Annotated in this window: 13 protein-coding genes; 8 read left to right on the top strand and 5 right to left on the bottom strand. The window is 63.5% G+C overall.

Annotated features, from left to right (window positions below; translation table 11 throughout):
* The first annotated feature begins 284 nt into the window (after positions 1-284).
* Positions 285-1,289, top strand: a complete 1,005-nt coding sequence (locus WG899_RS20015) for a transporter (protein WP_339597425.1) — start codon at positions 285-287, stop codon at positions 1,287-1,289.
* A 52-nt stretch (positions 1,290-1,341) separates the two neighbouring features.
* Here the strand turns inward: WG899_RS20015 and mpl are convergent, their stop codons facing one another.
* From mpl to thiD, 4 genes are read right to left on the bottom strand one after another with little or no spacing between them, the layout of a single operon-like run.
* Positions 1,342-2,706, bottom strand: coding sequence for a UDP-N-acetylmuramate:L-alanyl-gamma-D-glutamyl-meso-diaminopimelate ligase (gene mpl, locus WG899_RS20020; protein ID WP_339597426.1), 1,365 nt, complete (start codon positions 2,704-2,706; stop codon positions 1,342-1,344).
* Positions 2,707-2,737: 31 nt separating this feature from the next.
* A complete protein-coding gene (locus tag WG899_RS20025; protein WP_339597427.1) occupies positions 2,738-3,415 on the bottom strand; it encodes an HAD family hydrolase in 678 nt (225 codons plus the stop codon).
* A gap of 13 nt (positions 3,416-3,428) precedes the next feature.
* Positions 3,429-4,715 carry a glutamate-1-semialdehyde 2,1-aminomutase gene (gene hemL, locus WG899_RS20030; RefSeq protein ID WP_444718881.1) on the bottom strand — a complete coding sequence of 429 codons (1,287 nt, stop codon included), beginning with the start codon at positions 4,713-4,715 and terminating at the stop codon, positions 3,429-3,431.
* 23 nt (positions 4,716-4,738) lie between these two features.
* Positions 4,739-5,725, bottom strand: coding sequence for a bifunctional hydroxymethylpyrimidine kinase/phosphomethylpyrimidine kinase (gene thiD, locus WG899_RS20035; protein ID WP_339597429.1), 987 nt, complete (start codon positions 5,723-5,725; stop codon positions 4,739-4,741).
* A gap of 250 nt (positions 5,726-5,975) precedes the next feature.
* Between thiD and WG899_RS20040 the strand changes: the two genes are divergently transcribed.
* From WG899_RS20040 to WG899_RS20070, 7 genes are all read left to right on the top strand, one after another.
* A complete protein-coding gene (locus WG899_RS20040; protein ID WP_263538328.1) occupies positions 5,976-6,128 on the top strand; it encodes a rubredoxin in 153 nt (50 codons plus the stop codon).
* 99 nt (positions 6,129-6,227) lie between these two features.
* Positions 6,228-6,632 (top strand): response regulator, encoded by a 405-nt coding sequence (locus tag WG899_RS20045; protein ID WP_339597430.1) that lies wholly within the window; start codon positions 6,228-6,230, stop codon positions 6,630-6,632.
* A 119-nt stretch (positions 6,633-6,751) separates the two neighbouring features.
* On the top strand, positions 6,752-7,117 hold the full coding sequence (locus tag WG899_RS20050) for a response regulator transcription factor (protein ID WP_339597431.1): 366 nt from the start codon (positions 6,752-6,754) through the stop codon (positions 7,115-7,117).
* Between the two features lie 22 nt (positions 7,118-7,139).
* Entirely contained in the window at positions 7,140-7,694 is a 555-nt protein-coding gene (locus tag WG899_RS20055; RefSeq protein WP_339597432.1) for a chemotaxis protein CheW, read from the top strand.
* A gap of 62 nt (positions 7,695-7,756) precedes the next feature.
* A complete protein-coding gene (locus WG899_RS20060; RefSeq protein ID WP_339597433.1) occupies positions 7,757-10,057 on the top strand; it encodes a methyl-accepting chemotaxis protein in 2,301 nt (766 codons plus the stop codon).
* A gap of 15 nt (positions 10,058-10,072) precedes the next feature.
* Positions 10,073-16,348 carry a hybrid sensor histidine kinase/response regulator gene (locus WG899_RS20065; protein WP_339597434.1) on the top strand — a complete coding sequence of 2,092 codons (6,276 nt, stop codon included), beginning with the start codon at positions 10,073-10,075 and terminating at the stop codon, positions 16,346-16,348.
* 90 nt (positions 16,349-16,438) lie between these two features.
* Positions 16,439-17,476: a GGDEF domain-containing protein gene (locus WG899_RS20070; protein ID WP_339597435.1), complete on the top strand. Its 1,038-nt coding sequence runs from the start codon at positions 16,439-16,441 to the stop codon at positions 17,474-17,476.
* Here the strand turns inward: WG899_RS20070 and WG899_RS20075 are convergent.
* The gene (locus WG899_RS20075) at positions 17,473-18,276 is read right to left on the bottom strand and encodes an SPFH domain-containing protein (RefSeq protein ID WP_339597436.1); all 804 of its coding nucleotides are present in this window, start codon (positions 18,274-18,276) and stop codon (positions 17,473-17,475) included. The genes WG899_RS20070 and WG899_RS20075 overlap by 4 nt on opposite strands.
* Between the last annotated feature and the right edge of the window lie 43 nt (positions 18,277-18,319).

Here is an 18,319-nt window from a genome sequence, read left to right on the forward strand (position 1 = left end):
AGGAGCCCCTGGCGGAGCCTGGGGCGGGGGACAGGAGCGGGGCAGAGTGCCCAGTCGGCCTGCTCAAGCCCGGCTCCTCAAAGTTGATTGCTCACTGGGCCGACAAGCTCTAGATTGAGATGCCGTGGTTCGTTCAAGCTTCGTTTTCGTTTACATGGCGTTGAATATTCCTCAGCCATCGCAGACCTTGTCTTGTTCCTGAATCACAATCGCCCCGGTTCCGGAAAGATGCGGCGCGCGCGGTAGTGAAGGCCGGGACGGGGTGTGAGGAGGAGAGGGTTCCGATGAACTATGTGTTTGGTGCGGCGGACAACGCCTTGATTTGCGGCTTTGTGCTGGCCCCGGGCCAGAAGGGCCGTGCAATCGGTTTGACCGAGGCGATGACATGGCTGGCTCAAAACGCGGAAGCGACCGGACCGGAGTTTCTCTGGCTGCACTTCAACCTCACCGACACCACCGCTGAAAAGTGGATGCAGGCGAATTTGAGCCTGCCGCCGGAGTTCTTTGAAGCCTTGCGCGAAGGCTCTCGCTCCACCCGCATTGAGGATGCATCCGACAACCTGATCGCCGTCGTCAACGATGTGGCCTTCGAGTTCACCTTTGACCCCTCAGAGATTGCCACCTTGTGGGTCAATGTGAGCGAACGGGTGCTGGTCAGTGCCCGGGCGCATCCCTTGCGTTCCATCGACCGGCTGCGCCAAGCGGTCAAAGACGGGGCCTGCTTTGGCTCCAGCGTCGAGTTGCTGAACCACTTGATGAACGACCAAGGCGATGTGCTGGTGCGCATCGTGCGCGAGGCGACGCTGCAGGTGGATCAGATTGAAGACGGCTTGCTGGGCGGGCGTTTGCAGAAAAAACGCGGTGAGCTGGGCCAGCTGCGCCGGGTGCTGGTGCGCTTGCAAAGACTGTTAGCCCCGGAGCCGGGGGCACTGTTCCGCTTGCTGCGGCAGCCGCCGCCCTGGGTGGCGGCACATGACCTAGATGAATTGCGCCAAGCGACCGAAGAGTTCTCGCTGGTGATTCGGGACTTGTCGGCGCTGCAAGAGCGCATCAAGCTCTTGCAAGAAGAAATGGCCGCTCAAGTGGGCGAGCAGACCAACCGCAGCGTTTTCACCTTGACCGTGGTGACCGTGCTGGCGCTGCCGATCAACATCATGGCCGGTATGTTTGGCATGAATGTGGGCGGCATTCCGCTGTCTGACCATCCGCATGGCTTTGCCATCATTGCGGCGATCGTGCTCTGCTTCACCGCCGTGGCGGCTTGGCTGGCTTTTCGAAAAAGGGACTAGCTGCAGCAAGGCGAGCGAGCGTGTTTGCAACGCTGCTCGCTAACGCTGGATTTCAGCGCTTTGCCAAGGCGGCCAGCAGCTTGTCGTGGATGCCGCCAAAGCCGCCATTGCTCATGCAGAGCAAATGGTCGCCCGGCTTGGCGAGTTTGACCACCGCCGCCACCAAGGCATCCACGTCGGCGCCTACATGGGCTTGCGCGCCCAGTGGTGTCAAGGCCTCCTTGGCATCCCAGTCCAGGCCCAGCTGATTGCAAAAGCTCAGGTCGGCTTCTTCCAGCGCCCAAGGCAGTTGCGCCTTCATCGCGCCCAGCTTCATGGTGTTGGAGCGCGGCTCGAAGATGGCCAAGATGCGCTCGGCCGGTGCAATGCGGCGGCGCAGACCGTTTACCGTGGTGCGGATGGCGGTGGGGTGGTGGGCAAAGTCGTCGTAGACCTTGATGCCAGCCACTTCGCCGCGCAACTCCATGCGGCGACGCACATTCTTGAACTCGGCCAAGGCTGCAGCGCTCTGTTCCGGCGTGACGCCCACATGCTCGGCGGCGGCGATGGCGGCCAAGGCGTTCAGCTGGTTGTGCTCGCCATACAGCGACCACTCGACCCGCGCGACTTTGAGGCTGCCGCGCAGCACATCAAAGGCTTGCGGTTCGCCTCGGGCGCGCAGCGTGCCGCTTTCTTCCTTGCGGGCGCCGAAGCGCTGCACATCGCTCCAGCAGCCGCGGCTGAGCACGCGCTGCAGCGCCTCTTCACGCGCATTGACGACGATGCGGCCGCTGGCCGGCACGGTCCGCACCAAATGGTGGAACTGCGTCTCGATGGCGGCCAGGTCGGCAAAGATGTCGGCGTGGTCAAACTCGAGGTTGTTCAGCACGGCAGTGCGCGGCCGGTAATGCACAAACTTGCTGCGCTTGTCGAAGAAGGCGGTGTCGTATTCGTCGGCTTCGATGACGAAGCTGGCGCCTTCGCCGAGCCGCGCGGAGACGCCAAAGTTTTGCGGCACACCGCCGACCAAGAAGCCGGGCTTCAAGCCGGCGTGTTCCAAGATCCAGGCCAGCATCGAGGTCGTGCTGGTCTTGCCATGCGTGCCGGCCACGGCCAGCACATGGCGGCCTTGCAGTACATGCTCGGCCAAGAACTGCGGGCCGCTGGTGTAGGGCAGGCCGGCGTCCAGAATGGCTTCCATCAGCGGGAACTTCTCGCCACGGGTGACCACGTTGCCGATCACGAAGAGATCGGGTTTCAGGCTCAGCTGATCGGCGCCAAAGCCGCTGATCAGCTCAATGCCCAAAGCCTCCAGCTGATCGCTCATCGGCGGGTAGACATTGGCGTCGCAGCCGGTGACCTTGTGGCCTGCCTCACGGGCCAGCGCGGCCAAGCCGCCCATGAAAGTGCCGCAGATGCCGAGGATGTGAATGTGCATGGCGAGAAAGAAGAAGGAAAAGCGTTGGGGCTCAGGCGCTGAACCAGTGCGGGCAGCGTTCCAAAACGTTGTGTAAAGAAGTCAGGATGGTGCATCGATCGGCCACGGCCGGATCGGGCTGCTTCAGATCGGGCACCAAGACCACGCCCATACCGGCACTCAGGCCGCCTTGGGCGCCGTAGCTGCTGTCTTCAAACACCAAGGCATTAGCAGGAGCCATGCCAAGGCTTTGGGCCGCCAGCAAGAAGAGATCGGGGTGGGGCTTGCCGCGCTGCACTTGATCGCCGCCGTGAACCCGGCTGCCAAAGAAGTCGAGCAGGCCTGCCAAGCGCAGGCGCCTGAGCACCTCAGCATGGCGGGTGGAGGAGGCCAGGGCCAGTGGCACGCCTTGCTCTTTCAGTTGGCTCAGCAGCGCTTCGGCGCCGGGTTTCAATGCAAAGCCGCGGCCTTGGAACTGCGCCTCGACTTCGGCATCCACCGATTCATACATGGCTTCGGCATTGACGCGCGAGCCGAGTTTTTCACTCAGGATCTGCAGACAGTCGGCGCGGTTGCGCCCAACAGTCAGCAGGTAGTCGCTGGGCGAGAGCGGCGTGCCGGCCGCTGCGCTTTGGCGCAGCCAGGCGTCACGGATGGGCCGCTCGGAGTCGAGCAGCAAGCCGTCCATATCGAAGATGGCCGCGTTGAAGCGGCGGCCGGTGTGGGGCATGTTTGCGTTCGGCTCAGCGCAGCGCGTGGCGCGCGGCGTCCAGCGTCGCTTGGATGTCGGCGTCCGTGTGCGCGGCGGAGACAAAGCCGGCCTCGTACAGCGCCGGGGCCAGATAGACGCCGGCGTCCAACATGGCGTGGAAGAAGCGGTTGAAGCGCTCCTTGTCGGTGGTCATCACGGTCTGGTATTCCTGCGGCAGCTGGTCCATCAGGAAGAAGCCGAACATGCCGCCTTGGCAGTCCACGCTGAAGGGCACGCCGTTCTCTTTAGCAACGGCCGCCAAGCCATCGACCAGGCGGCGCGTCTTGGCCGACAGGTCTTCAAAGAAACCGGGCTTTTGGATCTCGCGCAGCGTGGCCAGGCCGCAGGCGGTGGCCACCGGGTTGCCGCTCAAGGTGCCGGCTTGGTAGACGCCGCCCAGCGGGGCCAGATGTTTCATGATCTCGCGGCTGGCGCCAAAGGCCGCCAGCGGCATGCCGCCGCCGATGACCTTGCCGAAGACGCTGATATCGGGCTTGAAGCCGGGGATCAGGCTGGCGTAATGGCCTTGGGCGCTGTGCAGGCCGACGCGGAAGCCGGTCATCACCTCGTCCAGCACCAGCAGGGCGCCGTGCTCGGTGCAAAGCTCGCGCAGGCGCTTCATATAAGCCGTCTGGGTGCGCACGAAGTTCATATTGCCGGCGATAGGCTCAATGATCACGCAGGCCAGCTCCTTGCCGTGCAGGGCAAAAGCTTCTTCCAGCTGGGCCAGATGGTTGAACTCCAGCACCAGGGTGTGCTGCGCCACTTCGGCCGGCACGCCGGCGCTGGTGGGGTGGCCGAAAGTGGCAAGACCTGACCCTGCCTTGACCAGCAAGGCGTCGGTGTGGCCGTGGTAGCAGCCTTCGAACTTGATGAACTTGCTGCGGCCGGTGGCGCCGCGCGCCAGGCGAATGGCGCTCATCGTAGCCTCGGTGCCCGAGGAGACCAAACGCACCTGCTCCATGCTGGGCACCAGCTTCAAGATCTCTTCGGCCAGCTCGATCTCACGCTCGGTCGGCGCGCCGAAGGAGAAGCCTTCTTGTGCGGCCTTGGTGACGGCTTCCAGCACGGCCGGGTGGCCGTGGCCCAGAATCATCGGGCCCCAGGAGCCGATGTAGTCGATATAGCGCTGGCCATCAGCGTCATAGATATAGGCACCGTCGCCGCGTTTGATAAAGCGCGGCGTGCCGCCGACCGCGCGGAAGGCGCGCACCGGGGAGTTCACGCCGCCAGGGATGACCTTTTGGGCGCGTTCGAACAGGACTTGGTTTTGGGACATTGACATGAACAGATTGAATTGAATTAGTGCATTCGGCGAGGCGGGCGACCTGGCGTCACGTCTTCCAGGCTGAGACTGGGGGCCTCGGCGGGGCTGGCGGGCGCGGCCAAATTGCCGTCCTCGCCGTCTTCGCCTTCTTCCGGCGGCAGGGCCCAGAAAAAGCGGTCCGGAATGGCATTGCCCATGCCGGGCCGGAAACCGGCGTCCAGCGCCTGATCCAAGAAGGACAGCGCTTCACCGACCGCTGAATGAATCTCGGCGCCGACTGACAGCAGGGCGGCCAAGGAGGCGGACAAGGTGTCGCCGGCGCCGACGAAGTTGACCTCGAAGCGCTCGAATTTCTCGCCGGTGATCGGGCCTTGGGGGTTGGCCAGCACATTGTCGACAAACTGGTTGGCCAAGCCGATGCCGGTCACCAACACATGGGCAGCACCATGTTGGCCGGCGGCCACGGCCAACTCGCGCGGCGAGGCTGGGCGGTCGGCATCCCAGTCGGGCAGCAAGAAATCGGTCAAGGTCTTGTGGTTGCCCACCAGCACATGGGTTTGCGGCAGCACCAACTCGCGGAAAGCATCCAGATAGCTTTGCTGCTGCTCTTCATCCAGCCAAGATACGTTGGGCAAATAGGCCACCAGCGGCACATCCGGATAGTCGCTCAGCACCTCGGCCACGGCGCTGACGCCCTCCGGGCTGCCGAGGAAGCCGACCTTCCAGGCGGTGATGGGCACGTCTTCCAGAATCAAGCGGGCTTGTTCGGCGATGGTGTCCGCATCCAGCGTGTGGTGTTCGAAGGCCTCAGCGGTATCGCGCATGATGATGGCGGTCACCACCGGCAGGCAATGGGCGCCCATGGCGGCAATGGTGGCCACATCGCAGGCCAGGCCGCTGGCGCCGCTGGCCTCGCTGGCGTTGAAGCTCATCACGCAGGCGGGCGCTTGCGGCTCTTCCTGGCCCTCAAGCGCCAAGGCCGGGTCGGCAGTTGCCGCTGCGGGTGGGGTTGTTTTGCTCATAAATTTGCGGCGCGATCGGTCGGTTTCTGCAGGAAAAAACAGTTGCAACAACTTCTGCATGGGGCTGGCCGCAGGCGGCAAGACCGCGCCGGATCCGTGAGCGGGAGAAAGGTGCAAAACGTGCAAAGCGAACGGATTCGCTGTTGCTTCCTTGCCGATTCACCCGCCACGGCGGACTTGCCGGCGTGGCTACAATCTTTGCATTGTAGTGAGCAAAAAGAACCCCATCGTGAGCAACCCAAGTACCTGGATGTGCCTGATTTGTGGCTGGATTTACGACGAGGCCGCGGGGGATCCGGAACACGGAATTCCGCCCGGCACGCCTTGGGCCGCGGTCGATATGAATTGGACCTGCCCGGAATGCGGTGCCCGCAAAGACGATTTCGAGATGGTTGCAATTTGATGCGATCTCGGGGCTTGTTCCGCTGATCAAATTGGCGCTTGGCGGGCATACTGCGGCAGCCGAGGCTTGGAGTCTCGTTGGCTTTGAGGAGAGACAAGCTTGGACGTGCAAGTTCCTGAAGGCAGCCGCGCATATGCCGCCAAAGTGTTGGTCATCGATGACAGCAACACGATTCGCCGCAGCGCCGAAATTTTTCTAAAGCAAGGCGGCCACGAGGTGGTCTTGGCCGAGGACGGCTTTGACGCGCTCGCCAAGCTGAGCGAGTATCAGCCCGACCTGGTGTTTTGCGACATCCTGATGCCGCGCTTGGACGGCTATCAAACCTGCGCCATCATCAAGCGCAACCCTCTTTTTTCCGGTGTGCCGGTCGTCATGTTGTCCAGCAAGGACGGCCTGTTCGACAAGGCACGCGGCCGCATGGTGGGCTCTCAGGACTATCTGACCAAGCCCTTCACCAAGGATCAGTTGCTGCAGACCGTGCTCACGCACCGGCGTGAGGCCTGATGCGGGCCGCCTGCGTTCAAGGGCCCACTATGCCTATCGCTGCCGAATTCAAATTCGCAGAGTCCGACTCTGCCGCCTGTTTTGCCGCCGCAGCCTGTTGGGCTGCCTGAGGAATCGCGATGCCTATTCACAAAATTTTGCTGGTTGATGATTCCAAGACCGAGCTGCATGTGCTTAGCGACATGCTGATCAAGCGCGGTTTTTCGGTGCGCACCGCCGAAAACGGCGAAGAGGCGATGAAGCGCCTGGCCGAGGACACACCCGATCTGATCTTGATGGATGTGGTGATGCCGGGCCAAAACGGTTTTCAACTGACCCGCACCATCACCCGAGATGAGCGCTTTGCTGCCGTGCCGGTGATCATGTGCACCAGCAAGAATCAAGAGACCGACAAGGTCTGGGGCATGCGCCAGGGCGCGCGCGACTATGTGGTCAAGCCGGTCAAGGCCGAGGAGTTGTTGGCCAAGATCAAGGCGCTGGGCTGATGCGTCTTCATACTCAAGCGTCATGAGCAAAAGCCACGCCCTGCGAGAACTTCAGCAACGTCTCGCGCAGCGCATGCAGGCTGCACGCGAGCAGCAAACCCAGGTGGCCAACTGGTTGGCCGTGGAATGTGCCGGTTACGGTCTGCTGCTGTCCTTGAAGGAAGCGGCCGAAATCTTCACGCCGGTCACGCTCAAACCGGTGCCGTATTCGCAGCCTTGGTTGGCCGGTGTGGCCAATTTGCGCGGCGGCTTGTTCACGGTGATCGATCTGGCGGTGTTTTTGGGTCTGCGTGAGAGCAGCCCACGCGTTGAGATGCGCGCGGACGCGGTGCAAACCCGCTTGGTGTCGCTCAATCCCGAACTCAATATCAATTGCGCGTTGCAGGTGGACCGTTTGGTGGGCCTGCGCGCGGATGATCAATTGCAGCTGGAGACGCCGCTGCCCGATGAGTTGCTGCCGGGCGCGCGACCCCGCTTTGCCGGGCCGCGGATGCGCGATGCCGAAGGTCGATCGTGGCAACAACTGCATTTGGATGCCCTTTCAAAGCATGAACGGTTCTTGCAGGTTGTGGTTTGATTCGGAGTTAGCAAGAACAAGGCTGGCCTGCGCCGGCAAACATACGACTTCACGAGGGTGAGATGAGCTTCCTGGACAAGATCAAGAACCTGGGCAAGACCGATTCCGACGCGGCTCGTGAGACGCCTCAGGCGCCAGGCGCCGCCAGCGAACAACTGCCCCTCTCAACCCAAGGTCTGGCCTCGACCGGCAGTCGCCCGAGCGAGGCGTCGATCATTTCCGAAGCCTTGCCCACCGAAGTGGCCAGCACCGAGTTTGGTGAAACCACCGCCACATTTGCGACCACCACCTCCACGGTGTCCGAGCCCCGCGGTTTGCCGGCCGTCAACAAGGCCGGCGCCGGTCGGCGGCAGACCATCTTGACCTTGCTGGTGGCCTTGGGCCTGTTGGGCACGGCGGCCACGGTGAGCTTGAGTTTGCTCGGCGGTTCGCGCAATGCCGCCCAGGTGCGCGCTACCGGTCAGGCCTTGATGCAATCGCAGCGCCTGGCCAAATCGGTGTCCGCGGCCTTGGTCGGCAATACGGGCGCTTTTGCCGAGTTGCGTGAAAGCGTGGGCACCTTGAGTGCGGTGGTCGGCAGTCTGCGCACCGGTCAGGGCGAGTTGATGATTGCGCCGGCCGCGGTGCAGCCCAGCCTGGAAGCAGTGCTGCCCTTGGTGCAGCGGGCCGAAAAGAATGGTCAGCTGGTGCAGTCGCAGGAAAAAGTGTTGACCGAAGTGGGGCTGGCCTTGCGCGCCATCAACCGCCAGTCCTCCGATTTGCTGGAGAGCGCCGACGCAGTGGCGGCGGAATCCTTGCAGCAAGGCGGCTCGGCCGCCGAGATCTCCGCGGCAGGCCAATTGGTGATGTTGACGCAGCGCATTGGCAAGAGCGCGAATGAATTCCTGACCCAGGAGGGCGTCAGCCCCGAGGCGGTGTTCCTGCTGGGCAAGGACCTGAATTCCTTCAAACTGATCACCGACGCGCTGCTGAATGGCAGCTCCGAATTGAAGCTGAATGCCGCCAAGGACCCCCAGATGCGGGCGCGCCTGGCCACGCTGATGAAGCAGTACGAGCAGACCCGCAGTCAGGCCAGTTCGATTCTGGGCAATCTGCAGGGCCTGGTATCGGCGCGTGAGGCGCAGACCAGCATCTTGGCCGACAGCGAGACCTTGCGCAAAGGCCTGGAACAGGTGGCCTTGGAGTTGGAGCGTGCGGGTGGTGTCAGCATGTGGCTGATCGGCCTGATGTTGGCCTCCTTGGCCGCGCTGGTGCTTGGCGCGCTCGGTTTCCTGCGGTTTTATGTGTCCGATCAGGCGCAACGCGCGCAGATGGCCGAATCCCAAAAGGCCGAGGCCGAGGCGCAGGAGCGCGAGGCCAAGCGTGTCAATGATGCCAATCAGGCGGCGATTTTGCGTTTGATGAATGAATTGCAGTCGGTCGCCGAGGGTGATTTGACGCAGCAAGCCACGGTGACCGAAGACATCACCGGCGCGATTGCCGACTCGGTCAATTACACGGTGGAAGAGTTGCGCAATCTGGTCAGCCAGGTGCAAAGCACGGCGGCCCGGGTGACCGACACGACCGGTCAGGTCGACCAAACCTCCACCGATCTGTTGGCTGCGTCGAAGGAGCAGTTGCACGAGATTCGCTCCACCGGCGAGGCAGTGCTGCAAATGGCTGGACGCATCAATGAGGTGTCGAACCAGGCCCAGGCCACGGCCTCGGTGGCGCGCCAGTCGCGCGAAGCGGCCGAGTCGGGTTTGCAGGCGATGCAAAACAATATCAGCGGCATGAACTCGATCCGCGAGCACATTCAGGAAACCTCCAAACGCATCAAGCGCCTGGGCGAGTCTTCGCAGGAAATTGGCGAGATCACCGAGCTGATCTCCGACATTACCGAACAGACCAATGTGCTGGCGCTGAACGCCGCCATCCAGGCCGCCTCGGCCGGTGAGGCTGGGCGTGGTTTCTCTGTGGTGGCGGAAGAGGTGCAGCGACTGGCCGAACGCTCCGGCGATGCGACGCGGCGCATTGCTGCGTTGGTGAAGACGATTCAAACCGACACCCACGATGCGGTGGCCGCCATGGAGCGCTCGACGCTGGGCGTGGTGCAAGGTACCCGTCTGTCCGACGCGGCCGGACGGGCGCTGGAGGAGATTGACTCGGTGTCGCGGCGCCTGGACGAATTGATCGCGCAAATTTCGGGTCAGGCGCTCAGCGAAGCCCGTTCAGCCAATGAGGTGGCCTCGAACATTCAGCACATTTTTGCGGTGACCGAGCAGACCAGCGAGGGCACGCGATCGACCGCACAGATGGTGCATGAGTTGTCCCGTTCGGCCGATGCCTTGAAGGCTTCGGTGGCGCGGTTCAAGGTCAATTGAGGGGTGGGGACCGGCATGGATTCATCCCGCGATTCAGAATTTCCACCTGATCTCAGCCCGCTGGCCTGGGTGCAGGAGGAGTTGCGCCGCTCGCTCGAGTCGGTGCACAAGTCAATGCGCCGTTTGCTGCGCGATGGCGATGTCCGCACGACGGTGGCCGCCACGCTCGGCGGCGAGAGTTCCAACCACGCGCCGATGCAAAGCGCTGCCGCGCAATTGCATCAGGTGGCCGGCGTCTTGTCCCTGGTCGGTTTGCCGGCTGGATCGCTGATGCTCGGTGCGGCCGAGCAAGCGGTGGCCTTTTTGGCTCAGAACCCGCAAGAGATCGACCTGAAGCGGGTTGAAACGATTGAGCGCGCCGACTTCGCCTTGCTGTCGCTGATTGCCCGCATGTTGGCCGGCAACAAAAGTTCGACACTGAGCCTGTTTCCCAGCTACCGCGATCTGCAGACGCTGAATGGCGCCGAGCGTATTCACCCCGCCGATCTGTGGGACCATGAATGGAGCTGGCGCACGTTGCCGCCAGACGCCCATGCGCAAGCGATGGCTCATGCGGTGGTGCGCGGGCCATTTGAAGCGACGCTGCTGAAGGCCATGCGCGAGCCGAGTGCTGCCCATGCGCGCAGCCTGAGCGACCTGTGCGCGGCGCTGGCAGCGGGTTTGACCGAGCCCCATAGCCGCACGCTGTGGCAACTGGCCAGTGCTGTGTTTGAAGCGCAGGCGCTGGGGCTGTTGACGGTCGATGCCTATGTCAAACGCCTGGGCTCGCGCCTGCTGTCGCAACTGCGCGTGGTGGCGCAAGGGGATGCGGGCGTCAACGAACGCCTGGCGCATGACTTGCTCTTCTTCTGCGCGCAAAGCCGTGCGCCGGCCCAAGGCCAGGCCGCGCCGCGTTTGCAGGCTGCACTGGCCGCCTATGGCTTGGCCGAGCCAGGTGCCGCTGAGCCGGGGGATTATGAGGATGAGACCCTGGGCCGAATCGACCCGGCCTGGGTGACCCAGGCGCGCCGTCGAGTCAGCTCGGCCAAGGAATCATGGAGCAGCGCCGCAGAGGGCGACAGCCACCGCACCGGTGCGCTGAACGAGCAGTTCGTGGCGCTGGCCGAGTCTTTGCAGCGACTCTTTCCCTCTGGCGAGGTTTTGGCCGAATCCTTGCAGCGTGCGGTCGTGGCGACCCTGCGTTCGGGTGAGGCGCCGCCGCCGGCGCTGGCAATGGAAGTGGCGACCAGCCTCTTGTATGTGGACGCTGCGCTGGATGACGCCGCCTTTGATCAGCCCGAACAGGCCGAACGCGTGCGGCGCCTGGCCCGCCGGGTCGAAGCGGTGCAGCACGGGGACTCGCCCGAGCCGCTTGAAGCTTGGATGGAGGACTTGTACCGCCGTGTCTCGGACCGTCAGACCCTGGGCAGCGTGGTGCAGGAATTGCGCAGCAACTTGTCCGAGGTCGAGCGTCTGGCCGACGAATATTTCCGTGATCCTAGTCAGCGTGAACGCCTGATCCCGGTGCCGGCTCAGTTGTCGGCCATGCGCGGGGTGCTGACCGTGCTGGGCTTGGATCAAGCGGCACTGGCTTGTCTGCGCATGCGCGATGAGGTCGACGAGCTGGCCAACACCGAGGTTGATGTGGCCCGAACTGGGCCGCGTGAATTGTTCGATCGCCTCGCCAACAATCTGGGCGCCTTGGGTTTTCTGATCGATATGTTGAGCGTGCAGCCGCAACTGGCCAAGCGCATGTTCGTGTTCGATGAAGCCAGTGGGCGCCTCAATCCGGTGATGGGCCGGCGCAGCGACGCCAGCCAATTGCCGCCGTTGGACCCCGCCGTGGTGGCCGCGCACACGCCGCCTCCGGCGATGCCGGCCGGTTTGGCCGAGCCGCCGCAGCTCTTGCAGCCGATGCACGAGCTGGAACTGCCCGAGCTGCATCAAGCGGAGCCGGCCGTGGCGGCTGCGCCCGTGCCCGCTCCCGCAGTGCCTGTGCCACCGCCTGTGCAAACTCCGCCGCTTGCCGCGCCCGCCAAGCCGTCCTTGGTGCCGCAGATGGCCTCGGCCACCGACCCCGAGATGCAGGAGATCTTCCTGGAAGAGGCCGGCGAGGTTTTGACCACGGCCGGCCGCGCCTTGGCGGCCCTGCGCGTGAACGGGCAGGACAAGGAACAGATGACGGTGCTGCGCCGCGCCTTCCACACCCTCAAGGGCAGTGCCCGCATGGTTGGCTTCGACGCCTTTGGCGAAGGTGCTTGGGCCTGCGAGCAGTTGTACAACGCGCGCCTGGCTGAGGCCGCACCGCAGGCCGATGCCGCTTTGTTGGGCTTTAGCGCCGAGGCCTTGAGCTATCTGGGCGGCTGGTGCGAACAGATTGCCGGTCGTCAGCCGGGCCAACATGTGCCCGATCCGTTGCGCCGCAGTGCCGATGCGCTGCGCCTCGTGGGTGAGGCCTTGCCGATCGAATGGCCGGCCACCACCATCGAGGTGGAGCCGACCGTGTTTGCTGGCGAGCTGAGCGAGCCCGAGCCAGCGCCGGAGTCTGAGGTCCTTGAGCGTTTGCATCTGCACGAGATGGCCCCCGAGCCTTTGGGCGCCAGCGCGAGTGCGCCCATGGATGCGCCCGAAGTGGTCGAGATGCCCGAAGTGCTGGAGGTGCTGGAGCTCCCCGACGCCACGGAAGCCCTCGCAGCGCCCGAGGCCTTTGAGGAACTCGGCTTCGATTTGGATCTGCCCTTGCTGCCGGCCGAAGCCACGGCCACCGCACAGCCTGCGTTTGAATTGCCGGAGTTTGAACTGCGCCTGGATTTGGGCGAAGACACGCAAGACCAGCCAGGGCTGGCAGCGCCTATCGATACCGAAGCCGAGACCGAGGCCGCTGAGTTGCTGGAACTGCCTCAACTGCTGGAGTCGGACGAGCTGTCCTTGACCGACACGGTGCCGCCCGAGTCAGCCCAGACGCCCTCCGTTGCCGAGGAAGAGGGCGAAGCCGAGTTGCCCGAGCTGCCGTCGGCCACCATCATCGAGTTGCATCGGGCCCAGCCAAACGCTGAACTTCTACAGGTTCCGCAGGCCGACGATGAACTGCCGGAGCTGGAAGAAAGCCGGGACGAAAGCCTGGACGAGCAGTTCAAGATGATTGGCACGTTGCCGGTCAAGCTGGAGCTGTTCAATATCTTCCTCAACGAGGCCGATGAATTGTCGCGTCGCTTGGCCACCCAGCTGGCCGAGTGGGCGCTCGAGTTGAACCGGCCTGTGCCCGCCAGCTGCGAAGCGCTGGCGCATGCCTTGGCCGGCAGTTCGGCCGCCGTGCGCTTTGATGATTTGTCCACGCTGAACCGGGCGCTGGAACATGCGCTGGGTCGTGCCCAGCGGGCCGGCCGCTACAGCGAGGCCGATGCCCAGCTGTTTGTGCTGGCGGCCGATGAGGTGCGGCATCTGCTGCATCAGTTCGCCGCGGGTTTCCTGAAGTCGCTCAACCCGGTCACGCTGGCCAATTTGCAAGCCTATGAGCCCGATTTGGCCGCCAGCAGCCAGTTCGGCGCCTTGGATGCCGAGCTTGGCGATGAGGTGCATCAGTTTGCCGATCGAGATGGCTTGGACGAGGCGCAAGCCCTGTCCAGCGAGTCTGGCGCGCAGGCCGACGTCGCCGAAATCGAGCCCGAGCCTGGCCAGCCCGACGACATCGATCCGGTCTTGCTGCCCATCTTCGAGGAAGAGGCTCGCGATCTTTTGCGCGATCTGCATGCCGCGCTGCGGGCTTGGTTGGCGCATCCATCCGAGATTCAGCACGGCGACGCTTGCATGCGCGCGCTGCACACCTTCAAAGGTGGCGCGCGCCTGAGCGGTGCGATGCGTCTGGGTGAACAAGCGCATGTCTTGGAATCGGCGATCGAGCGCGCCATGGCGGCCGAGATGCCGACATCGAATGAATTGCAGGCCGTGCAGGCCGCTGCCGATGCCTTGGAAGCCGGGCTCGACCTGCTCATGCAAGCGCCGGCCGAGGTGATCAAGGTTGAAGCAGCGCTTGCTTCATCCGAGCCTGAGCTTGTAGTGCTGCCGACCGTAGCGGAGCCGGAGCTTCTGCAAACGCCCGAGCGCGAAGAGCCAATCGGCTTGGCGCTAGACGCAGCCGCGGCTGAGCCCGCGCTGTTGGACGAGGTGGCCGAAGTAGATCTTCCCGCGGCCGAGGCCATGCCCGTGGCTGCAGAGTTGGTAGCGCCTGAGGCTGCTGTGTTGCCTGAAACGACCGATGCGACCGAAGCGACCGAGGGGGATGATTCGATTCAGTTCAGCGATGCGCCAGCCGAGGCACCGCTCGCTGAACCGGCCGCGCCAGTCAGTGGCCCGCAGATCGATTGGGCTCGCTTCGCCGAGCCACCACTGGACGCCAGCGCCGACAGCGCGGCCTCTGGCTTGCAGGCGCTGGTGCGTGTGCGCGCCAGCCTGTTGGAACGCATGGCAGCCCAGGCCGGCGAGGTCAGCATCCGGCGCGCGCGCTTGGAGTCCGAGCTGGCGCAGATGAAGTCCTCGCTGCTTGATCTGGACGACAACTTGGACCGCTTGCGGGCCCAGTTGCGCGAGCTGGAGTTGCAAGCCGAGGCGCAGATGGGGGCCCAGCAAGAGCAGCAGCTGAAGTCGAACCAGGCCCGTTCGGCCGACTTCGATCCGCTCGAGTTCGACCGCTACACGCGCTTCCAGGAGTTGACCCGCATGCTGGCCGAGTCGGTGGGTGACGTGGCCACCGTGCAGCGCAGCTTGCAGCGCAATGTGCAGTTGGGTGAAGACGAGTTGGCGGCGCAGTCGCGCTTGACACGCGAGTTGCAGGACGATTTGCTGCGCACCCGCATGGTTGAATTCGAGAGCCTGGCCGAGCGTCTGCACCGGGTGGTGCGGCAGGCCGCGCGCGATGCCGGTCGCCAGGCCAAGCTGGAAATCGAAGGCAGCCAGACCGAGCTGGACCGCAGTGTGTTGGAACGCATGTCCGGCGCTTTCGAGCATTTGCTGCGCAACAGCGTCAGCCATGGCATCGAGGCACCGGAGCAGCGCTTGGCTGCCGGCAAAGAGGCGGTCGGCACGGTTCGCTTGCAGGTTCACCAAGAAGGCAATGAAGTCTTGCTGAGCTTCAGCGACGACGGCGCGGGCCTGAATCTGGCGCGCATTCGTGAGCGTGGCCTGCAGCTCGGCCTGATCAAGCCCGAGACCGAGGCGCTCAATCCGATCAGCGACGCAGCGCTGATGCAACTGATCTTCACGCCCGGCTTTTCAACCGCAGCCCAGGTGACCGAGTTGTCGGGGCGTGGCGTCGGCATGGATGTGGTGCGGGCCGAGGTCAGCACCTTGGGCGGTTCGATCGAGATCAATTCAACGGCCGGGCAGGGCAGTTGCTTCGCGCTGCGCCTGCCGCTGACTACGGCTTTGACCCAGGTGGTGCTTTTGCGCTGCGGCGAGCAGTCGGTGGCGGTGCCCGCCAGCTTGATGGACTCGGTGCAGCGTGTGCCGCTGGAGCAGGTCGAGGCCGCCTATGCGGGGGGCAGCTTGAACTACGCCGGCGAGGCCTTGCCTTTCTATTGGCTGGGCGGCCTACTGGGCCAGACCGGCCGTGGCCACGGGCATGGCAAACATGCCTCGGTGGTACTGGTGCGCAGTGCGCATCAACGGCTGGCCCTGCATGTGGACGAAGTGTTGGGCAACCAGGAAGTGGTGGTCAAGAACCTGGGCCCGCAATTGAGCCGGGTGCCAGGTCTTGCTGGCATCAGCCTATTGGCCTCCGGCGAGGTGGCCTTGATCTACAACCCGGTGGCCTTGGCCAGCTGGTATGGATTGGCAGCCCAGCAGCAACTGCGTGAGCTGAGCCTGGCGCAGCAACAGGCGCAGATGCAGACCTTGCAGGCCGCGGCCGAAGAGCCCGAGGCACCCTTGGTGTTGGTGGTCGACGATTCGCTGACCGTGCGGCGTGTCACCCAACGTCTGTTGGAGCGGGAGGGCTACCGGGTGCAACTGGCCAAGGATGGTCTGGATGCGATGGAGCAGTTGGCCGGCGAGGAATTGCCGGATTTGGTCTTGTCCGATATTGAGATGCCGCGCATGGACGGCTTTGACCTGGTCCGCAATATGCGCGCCGATGCACGCTTGGCGGGCTTGCCGGTCATCATGATCACCTCGCGTATTGCGCAAAAACATCGTGATTACGCCGAACAGCTAGGGGTCAACCATTACCTGGGCAAGCCTTATGACGAAGAAAAGCTTTTGTCATTGATTGCTGGATACACTTCGACACAAATTGCCGCTGAAGACACACGGCAGTGATCGAGGTGAGGAGGCGTTGGGGCTTCTGGTCACCATCAGAAGCTTGCCACCATAACGATCAGACCTCCGACAAGGGGGCGATCAGAAGCAATGTCCGAAGTCGTTGACCATCTTGCCGAACTGACGGGCTTCCGTGACCGCGATGTCATGGACGTCACCTTGGTGTCGGCCCTGCGCGATCTGCTCGAGCCCTTGTCGGTGGCGATTTTTCGCTGCATCGGCGAGCCCGGTCAGGAGCGCTGGTTGACGCGTGCCCGTTTGCATGCCGACGACGCGGTCGCCACGGCCGACCCCTTGTGGGCCGACCCGGCGGGCTTGCCCTTGGCGCACGAGCATCCGAAACGACTCGACTGCATGCACAACCGCACGGTGGTGCAAATGGAGTCGGGCGGTCAATTCATCAGCCTGTTTCCCATTGCCACCGACCGCGAGGTGGTGGGCGTTGTGGAGGTGGTGTCGTCCGAGCGGATGAAAAACACGGCTCAGCGCATGGTCACTAGCGTGCTGAGGATTTATCACAACTTCCAAGGCCTGTTGGACTACAGCGAGCGCGACACGCTGACCGGCCTGTTGAACCGCAAGACCTTCGAAGAGAGTTTTTTGAAGGCGGTCAGCGAGTTGCCGGCGCGTGCCGTCTTGTCGGACACCGATGATGGCCGGCGCCATGAAGGCCCGAGCCCGCGCTACTTTTTGGGTGTCGTTGACATCGACCATTTCAAATCGGTCAACGATCGCTTTGGTCATCTGATTGGCGATGAGGTCTTGCTGCTGCTGTCGCGTCTGATGCGCAGCAGTTTCCGCTTCCACGACCTGCTCTACCGCTTTGGCGGCGAGGAGTTCGTGGTGTTGATGCGCTGCGAAGATGAGGCCGACGCGGTGCTGGCCTTCGAGCGCCTGCGCCACAACACCGAGCATTACGCTTTTCCTCAGGTGGGCCGCATCACGGTCAGCATCGGCTTCACCCAGGTGCGTCTGGGCGACTCTCCTGCCGGCGCTTTTGAGCGCGCCGACAAGGCCGTCTATCACGCCAAGGATTCTGGCCGCAACCAAGTCCACAGCCACGCCGAACTGGTCTTGGCCGGCAAGATGAGCGAGCAGGCGCAGCTCAGCGCCATGGAGTTGTTCTAAACCCGAGTTGCCTGTTCGGCCGCGGTGTGCGGCCCGGCTTGCTGGCCCGCCCATTTGGAGATGCCGGCCGCCATAGAGACGAATTCGCTCGGCATCATGATGATGGTCGTGGTGTTCTGTTCTGCGCCGACCTCGGTGATCATCTGCATGCGGCGCAACTCCAGCCCGGCCGGGTTCTCCATGATCACGCCGGCCGCCTCCTTCAGTTTCAGCGAGGCCTCCAACTCGGCCTCCGCCTTGATGATGCGGGCGCGCTTTTCACGCAGCGCTTCGGCCTCCTGGGCCATGGCGCGTTGCATCGACTCGGGAATCTCGACGTTACGCATCTCGACCCGCGTGACCTTCACGCCCCAGGGCTCGGTGGCCGAGTCAATGGCTTGACGCATATCGGTGCCGAGTCGCTCCTGCTCCTTCAGCACATCATCAAGCGTGTGGCGGCCAATGATGTTGCGCATCGAGGTCAAGGCGACCTGAATCACCGAGCGGTCCACATCCAATACCTCGATGACGGCGCGTACCGGGTCGGTGACGGCGTACCAGACCACCACCGTCACCTTGACCGGCACATTGTCCTTGGTGATGGTTTCTTGTTGGTCCACCGAGGCGGTGATGGTGCGCAGGTCCATCATCCGCTGCCATTCAAGCAGCGGGATCAACCAGTACAGGCCCGGGCCGCGGGTCCCCCTGAGTTTGCCAAGTCGGAACACGACCGCCCGCTGGTATTGGTTGGCGATGCGCAAACCGCTCAAGGCGATCAAGCTGACTGCGATCAACAGAAGATAGATGTATAGACCGTCCATGATGGCGGACCTCCCTGGTCTTGTTTCGCCGGAATAGCGCCGG

This window comes from Paucibacter hankyongi, assembly GCF_037482915.1.
Taxonomy (GTDB): domain Bacteria; phylum Pseudomonadota; class Gammaproteobacteria; order Burkholderiales; family Burkholderiaceae_C; genus Paucibacter_A; species Paucibacter_A hankyongi.

Excerpts from the sequence above, each read along its gene's own strand:
- WG899_RS20065 (WP_339597434.1), top strand. The coding sequence starts at position 10,073 with ATGGATTCATCCCGCGATTCAGAATTTCCACCTGATCTCAGCCCGCTG.
- WG899_RS20060 (WP_339597433.1), top strand. The coding sequence starts at position 7,757 with ATGAGCTTCCTGGACAAGATCAAGAACCTGGGCAAGACCGATTCCGAC.
- WG899_RS20075 (WP_339597436.1), bottom strand. The coding sequence starts at position 18,276 with ATGGACGGTCTATACATCTATCTTCTGTTGATCGCAGTCAGCTTGATC.
- WG899_RS20070 (WP_339597435.1), top strand. The coding sequence starts at position 16,439 with ATGTCCGAAGTCGTTGACCATCTTGCCGAACTGACGGGCTTCCGTGAC.
- hemL (WP_444718881.1), bottom strand. The coding sequence starts at position 4,715 with ATGTCCCAAAACCAAGTCCTGTTCGAACGCGCCCAAAAGGTCATCCCT.
- WG899_RS20025 (WP_339597427.1), bottom strand. The coding sequence starts at position 3,415 with ATGCCCCACACCGGCCGCCGCTTCAACGCGGCCATCTTCGATATGGAC.
- WG899_RS20015 (WP_339597425.1), top strand. The coding sequence starts at position 285 with ATGAACTATGTGTTTGGTGCGGCGGACAACGCCTTGATTTGCGGCTTT.
- WG899_RS20050 (WP_339597431.1), top strand. The coding sequence starts at position 6,752 with ATGCCTATTCACAAAATTTTGCTGGTTGATGATTCCAAGACCGAGCTG.
- mpl (WP_339597426.1), bottom strand. The coding sequence starts at position 2,706 with ATGCACATTCACATCCTCGGCATCTGCGGCACTTTCATGGGCGGCTTG.
- thiD (WP_339597429.1), bottom strand. The coding sequence starts at position 5,725 with ATGAGCAAAACAACCCCACCCGCAGCGGCAACTGCCGACCCGGCCTTG.
- WG899_RS20040 (WP_263538328.1), top strand. The coding sequence starts at position 5,976 with ATGTGCCTGATTTGTGGCTGGATTTACGACGAGGCCGCGGGGGATCCG.
- WG899_RS20055 (WP_339597432.1), top strand. The coding sequence starts at position 7,140 with ATGAGCAAAAGCCACGCCCTGCGAGAACTTCAGCAACGTCTCGCGCAG.